Origin of the sequence: Agrobacterium tumefaciens (genome assembly GCF_013318015.2) — a bacterium.
Taxonomy (GTDB): domain Bacteria; phylum Pseudomonadota; class Alphaproteobacteria; order Rhizobiales; family Rhizobiaceae; genus Agrobacterium; species Agrobacterium tumefaciens.
The window spans coordinates 846,545-861,342 of sequence record NZ_CP115842.1 but is presented as its reverse complement, the minus strand read 5'-3'; the positions used below and the strand labels follow the sequence as shown (position 1 = coordinate 861,342).

The 14,798-nt window shown below is 59.3% G+C and carries 13 protein-coding genes; 9 read left to right on the top strand and 4 right to left on the bottom strand.

Translation table 11 applies throughout. The features are described from left to right. Position 1: 1 nt before the first annotated feature. Together G6L97_RS17390 and G6L97_RS17385 are read right to left on the bottom strand one after the other, a co-directional pair. Positions 2–199, bottom strand: coding sequence for a twin transmembrane helix small protein (locus tag G6L97_RS17390; RefSeq protein WP_003497428.1), 198 nt, complete (start codon positions 197–199; stop codon positions 2–4). A gap of 17 nt (positions 200–216) precedes the next feature. Next, positions 217–1,050, bottom strand: a complete 834-nt coding sequence (locus G6L97_RS17385) for an SDR family oxidoreductase (RefSeq protein WP_035199614.1) — start codon at positions 1,048–1,050, stop codon at positions 217–219. 182 nt (positions 1,051–1,232) lie between these two features. Here G6L97_RS17385 and G6L97_RS17380 point away from each other — a divergent pair, with 182 nt between their 5' ends. Further along, complete coding sequence (locus G6L97_RS17380) at positions 1,233–2,150, top strand: YihY/virulence factor BrkB family protein (protein WP_013761775.1); 918 nt, start codon at positions 1,233–1,235, stop codon at positions 2,148–2,150. Here the strand turns inward: G6L97_RS17380 and gluQRS are convergent. Next, on the bottom strand, positions 2,118–3,002 hold the full coding sequence (gene gluQRS / locus G6L97_RS17375; RefSeq protein WP_162632826.1) for a tRNA glutamyl-Q(34) synthetase GluQRS: 885 nt from the start codon (positions 3,000–3,002) through the stop codon (positions 2,118–2,120). The genes G6L97_RS17380 and gluQRS overlap by 33 nt on opposite strands. Positions 3,003–3,074: 72 nt before the next feature. Here gluQRS and G6L97_RS17370 point away from each other — a divergent pair, with 72 nt between their 5' ends. Then, positions 3,075–3,722: a DNA-3-methyladenine glycosylase family protein gene (locus tag G6L97_RS17370; RefSeq protein ID WP_013761773.1), complete on the top strand. Its 648-nt coding sequence runs from the start codon at positions 3,075–3,077 to the stop codon at positions 3,720–3,722. Between the two features lie 15 nt (positions 3,723–3,737). Here G6L97_RS17370 and G6L97_RS17365 read toward each other — a convergent pair whose 3' ends face one another. Continuing rightward, complete coding sequence (locus G6L97_RS17365) at positions 3,738–5,156, bottom strand: helix-turn-helix domain-containing protein (protein ID WP_065704413.1); 1,419 nt, start codon at positions 5,154–5,156, stop codon at positions 3,738–3,740. 117 nt (positions 5,157–5,273) lie between these two features. On the opposite strand from G6L97_RS17365, the gene G6L97_RS17360 reads away from it, so the two are divergent. The 7 genes from G6L97_RS17360 to G6L97_RS17330 all read left to right on the top strand — a co-directional run bounded on the left by G6L97_RS17360 (position 5,274) and on the right by G6L97_RS17330 (position 14,782). Beyond that, positions 5,274–6,806, top strand: coding sequence for an acyl-CoA carboxylase subunit beta (locus G6L97_RS17360; RefSeq protein WP_035199610.1), 1,533 nt, complete (start codon positions 5,274–5,276; stop codon positions 6,804–6,806). Positions 6,807–6,906: 100 nt separating this feature from the next. Further along, positions 6,907–7,803, top strand: coding sequence for a glutathione-dependent disulfide-bond oxidoreductase (gene yghU, locus G6L97_RS17355; RefSeq protein WP_003511310.1), 897 nt, complete (start codon positions 6,907–6,909; stop codon positions 7,801–7,803). 125 nt (positions 7,804–7,928) lie between these two features. Continuing rightward, entirely contained in the window at positions 7,929–8,306 is a 378-nt protein-coding gene (locus tag G6L97_RS17350; protein ID WP_111783012.1) for a hypothetical protein, read from the top strand. 48 nt (positions 8,307–8,354) lie between these two features. Continuing rightward, positions 8,355–10,358, top strand: a complete 2,004-nt coding sequence (locus G6L97_RS17345; RefSeq protein ID WP_174003479.1) for an acetyl-CoA carboxylase biotin carboxylase subunit — start codon at positions 8,355–8,357, stop codon at positions 10,356–10,358. Positions 10,359–10,476: 118 nt separating this feature from the next. After that, positions 10,477–12,618, top strand: coding sequence for a methylmalonyl-CoA mutase (scpA, locus tag G6L97_RS17340; RefSeq protein ID WP_065704407.1), 2,142 nt, complete (start codon positions 10,477–10,479; stop codon positions 12,616–12,618). A 13-nt stretch (positions 12,619–12,631) separates the two neighbouring features. Continuing rightward, a complete protein-coding gene (gene mce / locus G6L97_RS17335) occupies positions 12,632–13,048 on the top strand; it encodes a methylmalonyl-CoA epimerase (protein WP_111782974.1) in 417 nt (138 codons plus the stop codon). Positions 13,049–13,237: 189 nt separating this feature from the next. Continuing rightward, positions 13,238–14,782 (top strand): glycerol-3-phosphate dehydrogenase, encoded by a 1,545-nt coding sequence (locus G6L97_RS17330; RefSeq protein ID WP_065704406.1) that lies wholly within the window; start codon positions 13,238–13,240, stop codon positions 14,780–14,782. The last annotated feature ends 16 nt before the right edge of the window (positions 14,783–14,798 follow it).

Sequence of the window (14,798 nt, the reverse complement as noted above, 5' to 3'; positions counted from 1 at the left end):
GTCAGCGTCCACCGCCGGTGAGCCAAAGGGTCAGCATGATGAGCACGATGGCGATGGCCTGCAACAGAAGGCGAAGCTGCATCAACTTGTTGGAGCGGTTGGCGTCTTGGCCCTTCAGCATGTTGAAAAGGCCTCGTATCAGCACGATGACAACGAGGCCCATAACGATAAGGGCCAGAACAGTGGTGAAGCCGGACATTTAGGGGGTACTCCTCCTCAATCGAATCTGCGCAGCAGACGATAGAACAGTCCGGCAGGCAAGAGCCGTTTCAGCAACAGCCCCTGTTTGGCGGGAACGGTGACGGGATAATGCGGTTTTGGCTTTGCGGCGGTCAGGGCGTGTTTCAGCACGGCATAAACGGCATCGGGGCCAAGCTTGTGGCGGTTGACCGGGCCGGACCCATCCATCCGCGCCAGCTGACGCTTGTATTCCACAGCATGGGCCGAGTTTTCCAGATCGATCTTGTCCCTGACGTGGGCAAGCGCCGTCGTGGTGAATTTCGACGTGATCGGCCCCGGTTCGATCAGGCTCACATGGATGCCGCTGCCCTGAAGTTCCATGCGCAGCGTGACGCCAAGGCCCTCGATCGCGAATTTCGATGCGGTATAGGCACCACGATAACGATAGGGAACGAGGCCGAGAATGGAGGAGCAATGCACGATGCGCCCTGAACCGTGCTGGCGCATGAAGGGAATGACCCGCCGCGTCAGATCGTGCCAGCCGAAGACGTTGGTTTCGAATTGCTGCCGCAGTGCTTCCACCGGCAGATCCTCCACAGCACCCGGCTGGCCATAGGCGCCGTTGTTGAACAGCGCATCGATGCGGCCTCCGGTTCTGGCCGCAACCGTATCCACGAGAGCCGCGATGGTTTCGGGCTTGGTATAGTCCATGATCAGGGTTTCTATGCCCTCATTTTCGAGCGCGGCCATATCGACGATGCGGCGCACGGTGGCAAACACTCTCCAGCCGTCGCGGTGAAGCGCGCCGGCACAATGGGCTCCGATGCCCGAGGAACATCCGGTAATTATGATGACGGGTTTTTCAGGCATCTATGCCGCTCCGGAAAGCCGAATGTTGCGCTGGCCCGATGGTCCGGCCTGTGAAAATTGTATTGCGCAAAATCTGTATGCCTGCGGGAACCGAAAGGCGGGCTTGTGCGCTGTACAAAGTAGAGCTGACTTCCCATATTCGGGGCGAAGTTACAAATGAAATGCCGATGAATGGAGGCGACATGGTTGCCGCAGTGCGCCTGGCAGGCAAGGTTGCCTTCGATGCCTATTCTCATTTTGCCGAGGATGACGGCTGGGCGATGGCGAGCCACATGGCGCTTTCCATCCTGCTGGCGCTGTTCCCGTTCCTGATTTTCGGCACGGCTTTGGCCGGTTTTCTGGGGGCTGACCAGTTTTCCGAGACGGCGGTGCATCTGATTTTTGACACCTGGCCGGAAGCGATCGCAGGTCCGCTTGCTGCGCAGGTGCAGCAGGTCCTGACCATTCCGCGCGGCGGACTGCTGACGATTTCGGTGCTGGCGGCCGCATATTTTGCCTCCAACGGCGTCGAGGCGCTCAGAATCTCGCTCAACCGCGCCTATCGCGTCACGGAAACGCGCTGGTGGTACATCACCCGTCTTCTCAGTCTGCTTTATGTATTGATCGCAGTGGTAGTCTTTACCGGCATCAGTATCGTACTTGTTGCGGTGCCGGTCGCAACGTCCTTTGCCGAACAGCGGTTTCCCTGGCTGACGGATGCGCTGAACACGGTTTCCAGCCTCGGACTTTACGGCACCATCGTCGTTCTGACGGTCGGGCTGGTGGCGGCGCATCTGTGGCTTCCGGCCGGCAAACGCCGCATCTGGGATGTCTGGCCCGGCATTCTGCTGACAATGATCTTCTGGGTCATCGGCGCGGCGATCTTTGCCTATTACCTCTCCACCTTCGCCAATTATGCCGCCACCTACGCCGGTCTGGCCTCGGTGATGGTGGTTCTGGTGTTTCTTTACATGGTGGGTGTCATCTTCATGCTGGGTGCGGAAGTGAATGCCGCTCTGATGAAATACAAGGTCCGGCAGATCATCCGCCGCAATATCTCCGGCAACAGTGCGCGCCGCGAGCAGGTGCTAGAGGAGCCCGACAAGCCGGCGGATATCTGACGGCGTTTTTCCTTCCGCCCGAAGCGCTGAAAGGCCGGTGCTGCCTTCGCTTTTCGAGAGCTTGCGCCCATCAGCACCCAAAATCAGTCGGTGGTGGTGATAGGCGGGTGGCGGCAGGTCCAGCAATTGTTGCAGCAGCCGGTGAATGGCGGTTGCGTTAAACAGATCCATGCCGCGCACCACATGGGTGATGCCTTGCAGCGCGTCATCCAACACCACGGAAAGATGATAGCTCGAGGGGGCGTCGGAGCGCGACAGCACCACATCGCCCCACAGCGCCGGCAAAGCTTCGATTTCCCCGGTCTGCCCGTCGCCGCTCTCGCGCCAGAACAGCTTGCTGTGCAAGGTGCGGACCGCCTTTTCCATGTCGAGCCGCCAGGCGTGTTGCCTGCCTGATGCCAGAAGTTCGGCCCGTTCCGCCTGCGGCCTTTGCCGATCTATTGCGGGGTAAAGCGGCGCGCCGTCGGGATCGCGCGGCCAGAGCCTTCCCTCTGCCTCAAAGGCCCTGACAACGGCTTTCGTCTCACCCCGGCTTAAGAAGGCGGGATAGGCGAGGTCGGCCTCGACCAGCCTGTCGAGTGCTGTGCGATACTCATCGAAGTGCTCCGATTGCCGCCGCACCGGCTTTTCCCATTCCAGTCCCAGCCAGCCAAGATCATCATAGATCGCCTGCTCCAGCTCCGGAGTGCAGCGCGTCTGGTCGATATCTTCGATGCGCAGCAGAAAATGGCCACTGTTTTCCCGCATCATGTCGTGGTTCAGAAAAGCGGAAAGCGCATGGCCCAGATGCAGGGCGCCATTGGGGCTGGGCGCAAAACGATAAACCGGTTTTTGACGGACGGGCGAAGGCATGGTTTCTTCTGCCATGTCTTGAAGCGCCTCGCCACCCGGTGCCGGGCCAACGTGAATATGGGCTGTGCAGACATGAAAATCATCAGGGGCCTCGACGATATCAGCGAAGGTCTGGCGCATCTTGCCCGCCTCGATCCGGCTCTTAGCCTTATTATCGAAAAAGCCGGTCCGTTGGAGTTGCGTATTCACGAGCCCGGCTTTGCGGGCCTTGCCCATATCGTCGTGTCGCAGATGGTGTCGCGCGCCAGCGCCAACGCCATATGGGTCCGTATCCTTGCCGGCACGGGCGGGGCGGTGACGGCGGAAAACTATCTGGCGGTGCCGGAAGAATTGCGCGCCACATTCGGCCTTTCCCGGGCCAAGGCAACAACGCTGGAAGGGTTGGCGCACGCGGTTGCGGATGGCCGCATCGATCTTGATGCCGTCAGTCGCAAGGAAGCGGATGTGGCCCTTTCTGAGCTGGTGGCGCTTCGCGGCATTGGTCCGTGGACGGCGGAAGTATATCTGATGTTCTGCGGCGGCCACCCCGACATTTTTCCGGTTGGCGATGTGGCGCTGCGGGCTGCGGTGGGCCACGCGCTTTCGCTCGAGGCACGGCCGGATGCGAAATGGTTGGCGGCGCGGGCGGAACTCTGGACGCCCTGGCGCTCCGTCGCCGCCCGGCTGTTCTGGGGCTACTATGCAAATATCATGCGGCGCGCGATGGTGCCGCTACCCTGATATGGCCGCGCGGCGCTAGAAGTCTGCGATCCGGTAGGGCAAGGCCCCACGTGAGAGATGATCGACATGTAGTTTGCGTTTTAGCGGCGGTACGGCGCGCTGCACGCAGTCGACCCTTTCGCAAACCCGGCAGGAAACGCCGATGGGCTTGAAGGAGGCGGCATTGGCGAGATCGAGTGTATCGGCATAGACGAAATTCTGCGCATGGGAAATTTCGCAGCCGAGCGCGATGGCATAGCGTGGCCTGTCCGTGTTGAAACCGGCGCCGGCTTTTTCGATCTGTGTGGCGATGGAAAGATAGCGCACGCCGTCAGGTGTTTCCGCCAGCTGGCGTACTATCCTGTCGGAGCTTTCGAAGGCCTGATGAATGTTCCAGAGCGGACAGGCCGCGCCGAAACGGGCAAATTGCAGCCTTGTGGCGCTGTGGCGTTTGGTGATGTTGCCAGCCCGGTCGATCTTGGCGAAAAAGATCGGTACGCCTTTCTGACCAGGGCGTTGCAAAGTGCTGAGCCTGTGGGCCACCTGTTCAAGGCTCGCGCCGAAGCGCACGGCCAGAAGTTCCAGATCGTGGCGCAATTCCTGCGCGGCCCGGTGAAATTGCCCATATGGCAGGATCAGCGCGGCGGCGAAATAGTTGTGAAGGCCGATGCGACAGATTTCCGCGGCTTCGGCGCTACGGAAACCGGCGCCGGCCAGCACTCTGTCCACGGTTGCTCCCGCATGAAGCTGGGCGATCTGAAGCGCAAGCTGAAAACAGCGGGTCGGTACTGCCATGTAGGAACTGAGCGCCAGCGTTTTGCCGGCCGGATCGAAATGCCGGATCAATCCGCCCGCCGCCTCCGTTCTGGTGATATGGACACCGAAGCGGCTGCGTAGATGGGCCGCGAGAATGCCGTAGGTCTCGCCGCCCTCTATCTCCAGTTCGTATGCAAGTTCTTCCGCCAGAAGATCGATCTCGGCAACGTAATTGTCGACGAAGTGGAAGAAATCGCGGACCTCTTCGTAAGGTGTTCTTTCCACCTGCGCGGTTCCCCGCCCCAGCCTGTCATCCAGCTGCACCAGCTGCTCGCTATTTTGCCGGTAGGCCTGGTGGGCGCGCAAAAGCGCATGGGCAAAACCCGGTGCGTTCTGCGCAATCAGCTTCAGCTCCTGCAGCCCGGGCTCGTAATTCAGGAACAGCGGGTCTTTCAGGGCCTCGCGCACAGCGGAAACCAGCCGGTCGTTTTCGCCGGTTGCCAGCTCCGTCACGTCGAGCTGGAATTTTTCCACCAGCGTCACCAGAACGCTGGCGGAAACGGGTCGCTGATTGTTTTCGATCTGGTTCAGATAACTGGCCGAAATGCCGAGCCGTTCGGCAAACTGTGCCTGCGTGGCGCGGGCGTTTTCGCGAAGGCCGCGGACCTTGCGGCCGATGAAGAGCTTTTCCATAGCCATGTTGCAACTTTGCAAAAGTAAATATTGCAAATATTTATGCCACGCATACGCGCACGATCAAGGCTTCTAGGCGAATGTTTTCTAAGCTATTGATTTGAGGAAACGCATGGAGGAAACATGCCCAGCATTCTGGAGCAATTGCAGACGCGCCGCGACGAAGCGCGGCTCGGCGGCGGCGTCAAGCGCATTGAGGCGCAGCATGCCAAGGGCAAGCTGACGGCGCGCGAGCGCATCGATGTGTTGCTGGATGAAGGTTCCTTCGAAGAGTACGACATGTACGTTACCCACCGGGCGGTGGATTTCGGCATGGCCGAACAGAAGGTGGCGGGCGATGGCGTCGTTACCGGCTGGGGCACCATCAACGGCCGGCAGGTCTATGTTTTCAGCCAGGATTTTACCGTGCTCGGCGGTTCGCTGTCGGAAACCCATGCCCAGAAAATCTGCAAGATCATGGATATGGCCGTGCGCAACGGCGCGCCCGTGATTGGCCTCAACGACAGTGGCGGCGCGCGCATTCAGGAAGGTGTTGCTTCGCTCGGCGGTTATGCCGACGTTTTCAAGCGCAACGTCATCGCCTCCGGTGTCGTGCCTCAAATCTCTGTCATCATGGGGCCGTGTGCCGGTGGTGCCGTTTATTCGCCTGCCATGACCGACTTCATCTTCATGGTGCGCGATACCTCCTACATGTTCGTAACCGGGCCGGATGTGGTGAAGACCGTGACCAACGAGATCGTCACGGCGGAAGAGCTGGGCGGCGCCTCCACACACACCAAAAAATCCTCCGTTGCCGATGGCGCCTATGAAAACGACATCGAGACACTTGAGCATGTGCGCCTGCTTTTCGATTTCCTGCCGCTGAATAATCGGGAAAAACCGCCAGTCCGGCCTTTTCATGACGATCCCGCACGGTTGGAAGCGCGCCTCGATACGCTGATCCCCGACAGTTCCAACAAGCCATACGATATGAAGGAACTGATCCATGCGCTCGCCGACGAGGGCGATTTCTTCGAGTTGCAGGAGGCGTTTGCCAGAAACATCATCACCGGTTTCATGCGTCTGGAAGGCCAGACGGTAGGCGTCGTCGCAAACCAGCCGATGGTGCTGGCCGGGTGTCTGGATATTGACAGCTCACGCAAGGCCGCCCGCTTCGTGCGCTTCTGCGATGCCTTCAACATTCCCCTGCTGACACTGGTGGATGTGCCCGGTTTCCTGCCGGGAACGGCGCAGGAATATGGCGGCGTCATCAAGCACGGCGCGAAACTGCTGTTTGCCTATTCTGAGGCGACGGTTCCGATGGTGACGCTAATTACCCGCAAGGCCTATGGTGGCGCTTATGACGTGATGGCCTCGAAACATATCGGCGCTGATGTGAACTATGCCTGGCCGACTGCGGAAATCGCTGTCATGGGCGCAAAAGGGGCCGCGGAAATCCTCTATCGCTCGGAGCTTTCCGATCCGGACAAGATCGCCGCGCGCACAAGGGAATATGAGGAGCGTTTCGCCAATCCCTTCGTGGCGGCAGAGCGTGGTTTCATCGATGAGGTCATCATGCCGCATTCCTCGCGCCGCCGCATCGCCCGTGCCTTTGCTTCGCTGCGGGGCAAGAACGTCGAAACCCGCTGGAAAAAGCACGATACCATTCCGCTCTGACCTGCTCTGGGGCTGGAAAAATACTTTGGCCACCTTACTATAATGATGTTCAGGCGCCCGACCTTCGGTGCCCTCCCGAAACGCACAAGGACTGATTTTTATGGCCGAGAACTCCTCCGCAGATAATTTTCCCGCCGGATATGAAGTGCCCAAGGTCTGGACCTGGGACAAGGGTAATGGCGGCCAGTTCGCCAATATCAATCGCCCGATCGCCGGTCCCACCCATGACAAGGAATTGCCGGTCGGCAAACATCCGTTGCAGCTTTATTCGCTGGCAACGCCGAATGGCCAGAAGGTCTCGATCATGCTGGAAGAATTGCTGGCCGCTGGCCACAAGGGCGCCGAATATGATGCCTGGCTGATCAAGATCGGCGAAGGCGACCAGTTCGGCTCCGGTTTTGTCGGCGTCAATCCGAACTCCAAGATCCCGGCGCTGATGGATCATTCGACGCCCGAGCCGACCCGGGTTTTCGAGAGCGGCTCGATCCTCGTCTATCTCGCGGAAAAATTCGGCGCTTTCCTGCCGAAAGAGGGCAATGCCCGCACGCAGGCGCTGAACTGGCTGTTCTGGCAGATGGGTTCCGCCCCCTTCCTCGGCGGCGGTTTCGGCCATTTCTACGCCTACGCCCCGATCAAGATCAAATATGCTATCGACCGTTACGCCATGGAGGTTAAACGCCAGCTTGACGTGCTTGACCGTCATCTGGCCGACAACCGTTATCTGGCGGGCTCGGAATATACGATTGCCGACATGGCCGTCTGGCCCTGGTATGGCAAGATAGCGCTCGGCCAAGCTTATGGCGATGCCGGTGCTTTCCTTGAAGCGGCCGGTTATAAGAACCTTATGCGCTGGACGCTTGAAATTGGCGAACGCCCTGCGGTCAAGCGCGGCGTGATCGTCAACAAAACCTCGGGCGATCCGTCCGAACAATTGCATGAACGCCACGATGCCTCCGACTTCGAGCAGAAGACGCAGGACAAAATCGGCAAGGCATAACGAAAAGACTAGAGCGCTTCTGGTTTTAATAGGACCATGAAAGCGCTCTAATTATTTGAATTTACGCATATCCGGACGTAAAAGCGGACCTGCTTTTAATGGAAATGCTTCTGGAAGGACAAAAGATGGCGAACCTGCCCGAAATGACCAAACACAAGGGATTTCCCTCCGGCATGCCGAGCACGGGCATCCAGTTCACCATCCGCCGCGCCAATCCAAAAGGGGTAACGCCCATCAAGATGATACCCCGAAGGGCGCGGGACGATTCCAAGGAACACCGCATCGATGCGGCCTTCCTGCACTCGCTCTGGCACCATTTTGGTCCCGAGCCGTTCGAGCGTGGTAATCTCGACGCGGCCCGCCTCAGCCTGCTGTTCGGCCGCGAGGTCTTGCCGGCGGAAAAGAATTTCGATCCGCTTTCCTACCAGGCGATGCTTGTCATCGACGAGCGCGTCGCCCGGCAGAGTTTCCCGGAATCCTTCGAGAACTTTTTCGAGATTTGAGGACGGCATACGGCATTTGTCGTGAGGGGAAGAGGGGAGAATAACCGCGTGATCAAGAAAATCCTCATCGCCAATCGCGGCGAGATCGCCTGCCGGGTCATCAAGACGGCGAAGAAGATGGGCATTGCGACGGTTGCCGTCTATTCGGATGCTGATGCCAATGCTTTGCATGTAAAGATGGCGGATGAGGCCGTTCATATCGGTCCGGCGCCCTCGTCGCAGTCCTATATCGTCATCGATAAAATCGTTGCTGCGATCGAGAAGACCGGGGCTGATGCGGTGCATCCCGGCTATGGCTTCCTGTCGGAGAACGCTGCCTTTGCCGAGGCGCTGGAGAAGGCGGGTGTGATCTTCATCGGCCCGCCGGTCGGCGCTATCCAGGCCATGGGCGACAAGATCACCTCCAAGAAGCTCGCGGCGGAAGCCGGTGTTTCCACCGTGCCCGGCCATATGGGGCTGATTGGGGATGCAGATGAGGCGGTGAGGATCGCCTCCGAGATCGGTTATCCCGTGATGATCAAGGCCTCGGCCGGCGGCGGCGGAAAGGGCATGCGCATCGCCTTTAACGATGCGGAGGCGCGCGAGGGTTTCCAGTCGTCAAAAAACGAGGCGAAATCTTCCTTTGGGGACGACCGCATCTTCATCGAGAAATTCGTCACCCAGCCGCGCCATATCGAAATTCAGGTGCTGGGCGATCAACACGGCAATATTCTTTACCTTGGCGAGCGAGAGTGCTCGATCCAGCGCCGCAACCAGAAGGTCATTGAGGAAGCGCCATCGCCCTTTCTTGATGAGGCAACGCGCAAGGCCATGGGCGAGCAGGCCGTGGCTCTGTCGAGAGCAGTTGGTTACCATTCGGCCGGAACGGTGGAATTCATCGTTGATGGCGAGCGCAATTTCTACTTTCTGGAAATGAATACGCGCCTGCAGGTGGAACATCCGGTAACGGAACTCGTCACAGGCATTGATCTGGTCGAGCAGATGATCCGCGTGGCATCAGGCGAAAAGCTGTCCTTCGGGCAGACCGATATAAGGTTGAACGGCTGGGCAATCGAAAGCCGGCTTTATGCTGAAGACCCGTATCGTAATTTCTTGCCCTCCATCGGCCGGTTGACACGGTATCGCCCGCCGCAAGAGGGCGAGCAGGAAAACGGCACCGTGATCCGCAACGATACCGGCGTCTTCGAAGGCGGTGAAATCTCGATGTATTACGATCCGATGATCGCCAAGCTTTGTAGCTGGGCAAAGGATCGTGAAACCGCCATCGATGCCATGGGGCAGGCGCTGGATCGTTTCGAAGTGGAGGGCATCGGCCACAATCTGCCGTTCCTCTCGGCTGTCATGCAGCACGAGCGTTTTCGGGCCGGCCGTCTGACGACGGGTTTTATCGCCGAGGAATTTCCGGAGGGCTTTTCCGGGGTCGAGCCCGATGAGGCCTCCGCGCGCAAGCTCGCAGCCATCGCCACCGTTATCCACCAGCGGCTTCAAAACCGTGCGGTCGAAATTTCCGGTACCATTGGCAATCATCGTCGCATTGTCGGTCAGGACTGGGTGGTTTCGCTTGGTCAATCCCGTCGAAGCGTCAGCGTGGAAACCGGTGCTGAAGGCATGGCAATCCGTTTTGAGGATGGTGCTGCGCTGACGGTCGCTACCGGCTGGCTTCCCGGCCGCAGCCTTGGCCTGTTCACGGTGGCGGGCGAGGTGATCGCCGCCAAGGTCGATCTTGCCGGTGCGGCGGTTCGTCTGCGCTGGCGCGGCATGGATGTTCTCGCCCATGTGCGCAGCCCGCGCGTGGCGGAACTGGCGCTGCTGATGCCGGAAAAGCTGCCGCCCGATACGTCGAAACTGTTGCTCTGCCCGATGCCGGGCGTCATCACCGGGATCTCGGTTGGCGAGGGGGACGAGGTGGAAGCCGGTCAGGCGCTGGCGACGGTGGAGGCAATGAAGATGGAGAACATCCTGCGTGCGGAAAAACGCGGCCGGGTCGCCAAAGTGTCGGCAAAGCCGGGCGATAGCCTCGCCGTGGATGAGGTTATCATCGAATTTGAATAGGGCTTGATACCGTTTTTGAGGAACGGATGAGGGGCGGAGCGGGTTACGGGGTAGGCTGGATTTCGGTCACGATCACCAGTCACAGTACTGAAAATGAAATGCAGAAGGGGAGATATGCATGTCGGGTGAAAAAACGGTGCGGGATTGGCTGCAGCTTGCCGAAAAGGAGCTGAAGCGTTCACCGGATGCACTCGTCTGGCATACGCCCGAAGGCATTGACGTCAAACCGCTTTACACGGCCGATGACCTGAAAAAGGCTTCACATCTCGATGGCCTGCCGGGCTTTGCACCCTTCACGCGCGGCCCGCGCGCCACCATGTATGCCGGGCGGCCATGGACGATCCGCCAATATGCCGGGTTTTCGACTGCCGAAGCTTCCAACGCCTTTTACCGCAAGGCGCTCGCCGCCGGCCAACAGGGTGTTTCGGTCGCCTTCGATCTTGCCACTCATCGCGGATATGACAGCGACCACTCGCGCGTTGAAGGCGATGTCGGTAAGGCAGGCGTAGCGATCGACAGCGTCGAGGACATGAAAATCCTGTTCGATGGCATACCGCTCGAAAAGGTCTCCGTCTCCATGACCATGAATGGGGCCGTCATTCCGGTGCTCGCCAATTTCATCGTTGCGGGGGAAGAGCAGGGTGTCTCGCGTGCCGCACTTTCCGGCACCATCCAGAACGACATTCTCAAGGAGTTCATGGTCCGCAACACCTATATCTACCCGCCCGAGCCTTCGATGCGTATCATTGCTGATATCATTGAATATACGGCGAAGGAGATGCCGAAATTCAACTCCATTTCGATATCCGGCTATCACATGCAGGAGGCAGGTGCCACGCTGGTGCAGGAGCTTGCCTTCACGCTGGCGGATGGGCGGGAATATGTGCGGGCCGCCCTTGCCAAGGGACTGAATGTCGATGATTTCGCCGGCCGCCTGTCGTTCTTTTTTGCCATCGGCATGAATTTCTTCATGGAGGCCGCAAAGCTGCGCGCCGCCCGCTTCCTCTGGTCGCGCATCATGGAAGAGTTCAAGCCGCAAAAGGCGTCGTCGCTCATGCTGCGCACCCATTGCCAGACATCCGGTGTGTCTCTTCAGGAACAGGACCCTTACAATAACATTGTCCGCACCGCTTTCGAGGCCATGTCCGCCGTGCTGGGCGGCACACAATCGCTGCACACCAATTCCTTTGATGAAGCCATTGCCCTCCCGACAGAATTTTCCGCCCGCATCGCCCGCAACACCCAGCTTATTCTCCAGCATGAAACCGGCGTCACCAAGGTCGTCGATCCGCTGGCCGGTTCCTACTACGTCGAAAGCCTGACGGATGAACTGGCGCAAAAAGCCTGGGCGCTGATTGAGGAGGTGGAGGCGCTTGGTGGCATGACCAAAGCGGTGGCCGAAGGCCTGCCCAAGCGATTGATCGAGGAGGCGGCCACGCGTCGGCAGGCGGCCGTGGACAAGGGCGAGGAAGTCATCGTCGGCGTCAACCGCTACCGTCTGGAAACCGAGGAGGATATCGACGTTCTCGATATCGACAACGCCGCCGTACGCGCCGCGCAAATCCGCCGCCTTGAGGACACCAAACGTCGCCGCGACGGCGGGGACCTCTCGAAGGCGCTGGCGGCGTTGTCTGAAATTGCCCGCAGCGGCAAGGGTAATATTCTCGAGGCGGCAGTCGTCGCCGCCCGCGCCCGCGCTACCGTCGGCGAGATTTCCGATGCGCTGCGTGCCGTCTTCGGCGATTACGTTGCCGTGCCGGAAGTGGTGGAGGATATTTACGGAGAAGCCTACAAGGACGAGCCGGAGCTTGCCACGCTCGCTACGCGGCTTTCCGGCGTGGCAGAACGGCTCGGCGTCAAACCGCGCATCATGGTCGCAAAGCTCGGGCAGGACGGGCATGATCGCGGCGCGAAGGTTATCGCGTCGGCCTTTGGTGATATCGGTTTCGATGTGCTGGCCGGGCCGCTGTTCCAGACGCCTGCCGAGGCAGCCGATCTTGCGGTTCAGAACAAGGTGCATGTGGTCGGCATGTCGTCGCTTGCCGCAGGCCACAAGACGCTCGCACCGCAGCTTGTGGAGGCGCTCAAGCAGAAGGGTGCCCAGGACATCATCGTCGTCGTCGGCGGCGTCATCCCACGCCAGGATTACCAGTTCCTGCTGGACCACGGCGTTTCGGCGATTTTCGGACCCGGCACCAATGTCATGGATGCGGCCAACAAGGTTCTCGATCTGCTCGAAGGCATCCGGCGCAACGCGTGAGAGGAATACGGCCATGTTCGGAAGATTGAACCACGTCGCCCTTGCCGTGCCCGATCTTAATGCCGCGGTTTCGCGATACAGGGCGCTTGGCGCTCAAGTTTCCGAGCCGCAAACCCTGCCCGAACACGGCGTGACAGTGGTTTTCGTTCAGGCTGACAATACCAAGATCGAACTTCTTCATCCGCTTGGAGAGAACTCCCCGATTACCGCCTTCCTCGAAAGAAATCCGGGTGGCGGCACGCATCATCTGTGCTTTGAGGTGCCGGATATTCTGGCCGTGCGAGACGATCTCGTCCAAAAAGGCATCCGCATTTTAGGTGATGGCGAGCCGAAGATCGGCGCGCATGGCAATCCCGTTCTCTTCCTGCATCCAAAGGATATGGGCGGCGTGCTTTACGAGCTTGAGCAGGTCACTCCGACACACGTCTGAAACACAGACCCCGTACCGACATCCCGAAACACGCTGGCGACGTGATTCACCGGCGGCAGTTGCCGTTCGCTTGTGCTGAAAACATGGGTTTCGTTTGTTTTCTTTTGACATTCGTTTTGTTTTCGTTTTTATGACGATAATCTTTCAACGTAGGGGAAAATGGTCCCCGGCGCTGTTTTGGGAGGCCCTATGTCCGGCGAAAACATATTCGATCTTTTTGTCATCGGCGGTGGCGTTAATGGTTGCGGCATTGCCCGCGATGCCGTGGGTAGGGGCTATTCCGTGGCGCTTGCGGAAAAGGGCGATTTTGCCTCCGGTACGTCTTCGGCAGCCACCAAGCTCATTCATGGCGGCCTGCGCTATCTCGAACATTATGAGTTTCGTCTGGTGCGCGAAGCCTTGATGGAGCGTGAAATTCTGTGGTCCATGGCCCCGCACGTCATCTGGCCCATGCGCTTCGTCCTGCCGCTCCAGAAAGGCGGCGTGCGTCCGGCATGGATGGTCCGGCTTGGCCTCTTTCTTTACGACAACCTCGGCGGCCGCAAGCTTTTGCCGCCGACGCGCACGGTCGATCTTCGGCAGGACCCGGCAGGCAAACCTCTGAAGCCGGTCTTTGCCAAGGCTTTCGAATATTCCGACGGCTGGGTGGACGATGCCCGTTTCGTAGTTCTGAATGCGCGTGACGCGGCGGATCGCGGTGCGACGATCATGAACCGCACGCGGGTCGTTTCCGCACGGCGCGAAGGCGGCGTGTGGCTTATCGAGACGCTGGACGAAAAGACCGGCCGTTCAGCCACGCACAGAGCGCGCATGCTGGTGAATGCCGCTGGCCCGTGGGTGGATAACGTGCTGTCCGGCGTGTTCGGCCGCAACGATGTGCACAATGTTCGTCTCGTGCAGGGCAGCCACATCATCGTGCGCAGGAAGTTTTCCGATCCGCGCGCCTATTTCTTCCAGAACCCGGACAACCGCATCATCTTCGCCATTCCCTATGAGCAAGATTTTACGCTGATCGGCACCACGGACCGCGACTATAAGGGCGATCCGGCCAAGGTGCGCATCTCTGAGGAAGAGATTTCCTATCTCTGCAATGCCGCCAGCGAATATTTCAGCGAGCCGGTGAAGCCGGATGATATCGTCTGGACCTATTCCGGCGTGCGCCCGCTTTTCGATGATGGCGCTTCAAAGGCGCAGGAAGCCACACGCGACTATGTGCTGAAGGTTGAAGAGGCAGAGGGCGAAGCGCCGCTACTCAATATCTTCGGCGGCAAGCTGACCACCTACCGGCGGCTGGCGGAACATGCTCTGGAAAAGATCGGCGCAGCCATCGGAGAAAAGGGCAAGCCCTGGACGGCGGGATCGTATCTGCCGGGCGGTGACTTCGGGGTGGAGAGATATGACGCCCAGGTGAGGGCGCTTGTCTCCCGTTACCCATTCCTTGATGGACGCCATGCCGAGCGGCTCATCAGAAACTACGGCACGAAGGCTGCGGAACTGCTCGGTGTCGCCACCGATGTTTCCGGCCTCGGTCGGCATTTCGGCGGCACACTTTACGAATGCGAAGTGCGCTGGCTGGTGGAACACGAATGGGCCTTTGCAGCAGAGGATATTCTCTGGCGGCGCACTAAACAGGGCCTGCGGTTGAGCAGGGACGAGGCTGCCGCTCTGGATGAATTCGTTTCCACGCTGACTGGTGTCAAGGAAAAGGGCGAAGCCGTGACGGAGCAGGCCTGAGCTTTTACGAGTTGTC

Coding starts and splice junctions, on each gene's coding strand:
- G6L97_RS17385 (WP_035199614.1), bottom strand. CDS start 1,050: ATGCCTGAAAAACCCGTCATCATAATTACCGGATGTTCCTCGGGCATC.
- yghU (WP_003511310.1), top strand. CDS start 6,907: ATGGCCGAGAACTCCTCCGCAGATAATTTTCCCGCCGGATATGAAGTG.
- G6L97_RS17330 (WP_065704406.1), top strand. CDS start 13,238: ATGTCCGGCGAAAACATATTCGATCTTTTTGTCATCGGCGGTGGCGTT.
- gluQRS (WP_162632826.1), bottom strand. CDS start 3,002: ATGCCTTCGCCCGTCCGTCAAAAACCGGTTTATCGTTTTGCGCCCAGC.
- G6L97_RS17360 (WP_035199610.1), top strand. CDS start 5,274: ATGCCCAGCATTCTGGAGCAATTGCAGACGCGCCGCGACGAAGCGCGG.
- G6L97_RS17370 (WP_013761773.1), top strand. CDS start 3,075: ATGAAAATCATCAGGGGCCTCGACGATATCAGCGAAGGTCTGGCGCAT.
- scpA (WP_065704407.1), top strand. CDS start 10,477: ATGTCGGGTGAAAAAACGGTGCGGGATTGGCTGCAGCTTGCCGAAAAG.
- G6L97_RS17365 (WP_065704413.1), bottom strand. CDS start 5,156: ATGGCTATGGAAAAGCTCTTCATCGGCCGCAAGGTCCGCGGCCTTCGC.
- G6L97_RS17390 (WP_003497428.1), bottom strand. CDS start 199: ATGTCCGGCTTCACCACTGTTCTGGCCCTTATCGTTATGGGCCTCGTT.
- G6L97_RS17350 (WP_111783012.1), top strand. CDS start 7,929: ATGGCGAACCTGCCCGAAATGACCAAACACAAGGGATTTCCCTCCGGC.
- G6L97_RS17380 (WP_013761775.1), top strand. CDS start 1,233: ATGGTTGCCGCAGTGCGCCTGGCAGGCAAGGTTGCCTTCGATGCCTAT.
- mce (WP_111782974.1), top strand. CDS start 12,632: ATGTTCGGAAGATTGAACCACGTCGCCCTTGCCGTGCCCGATCTTAAT.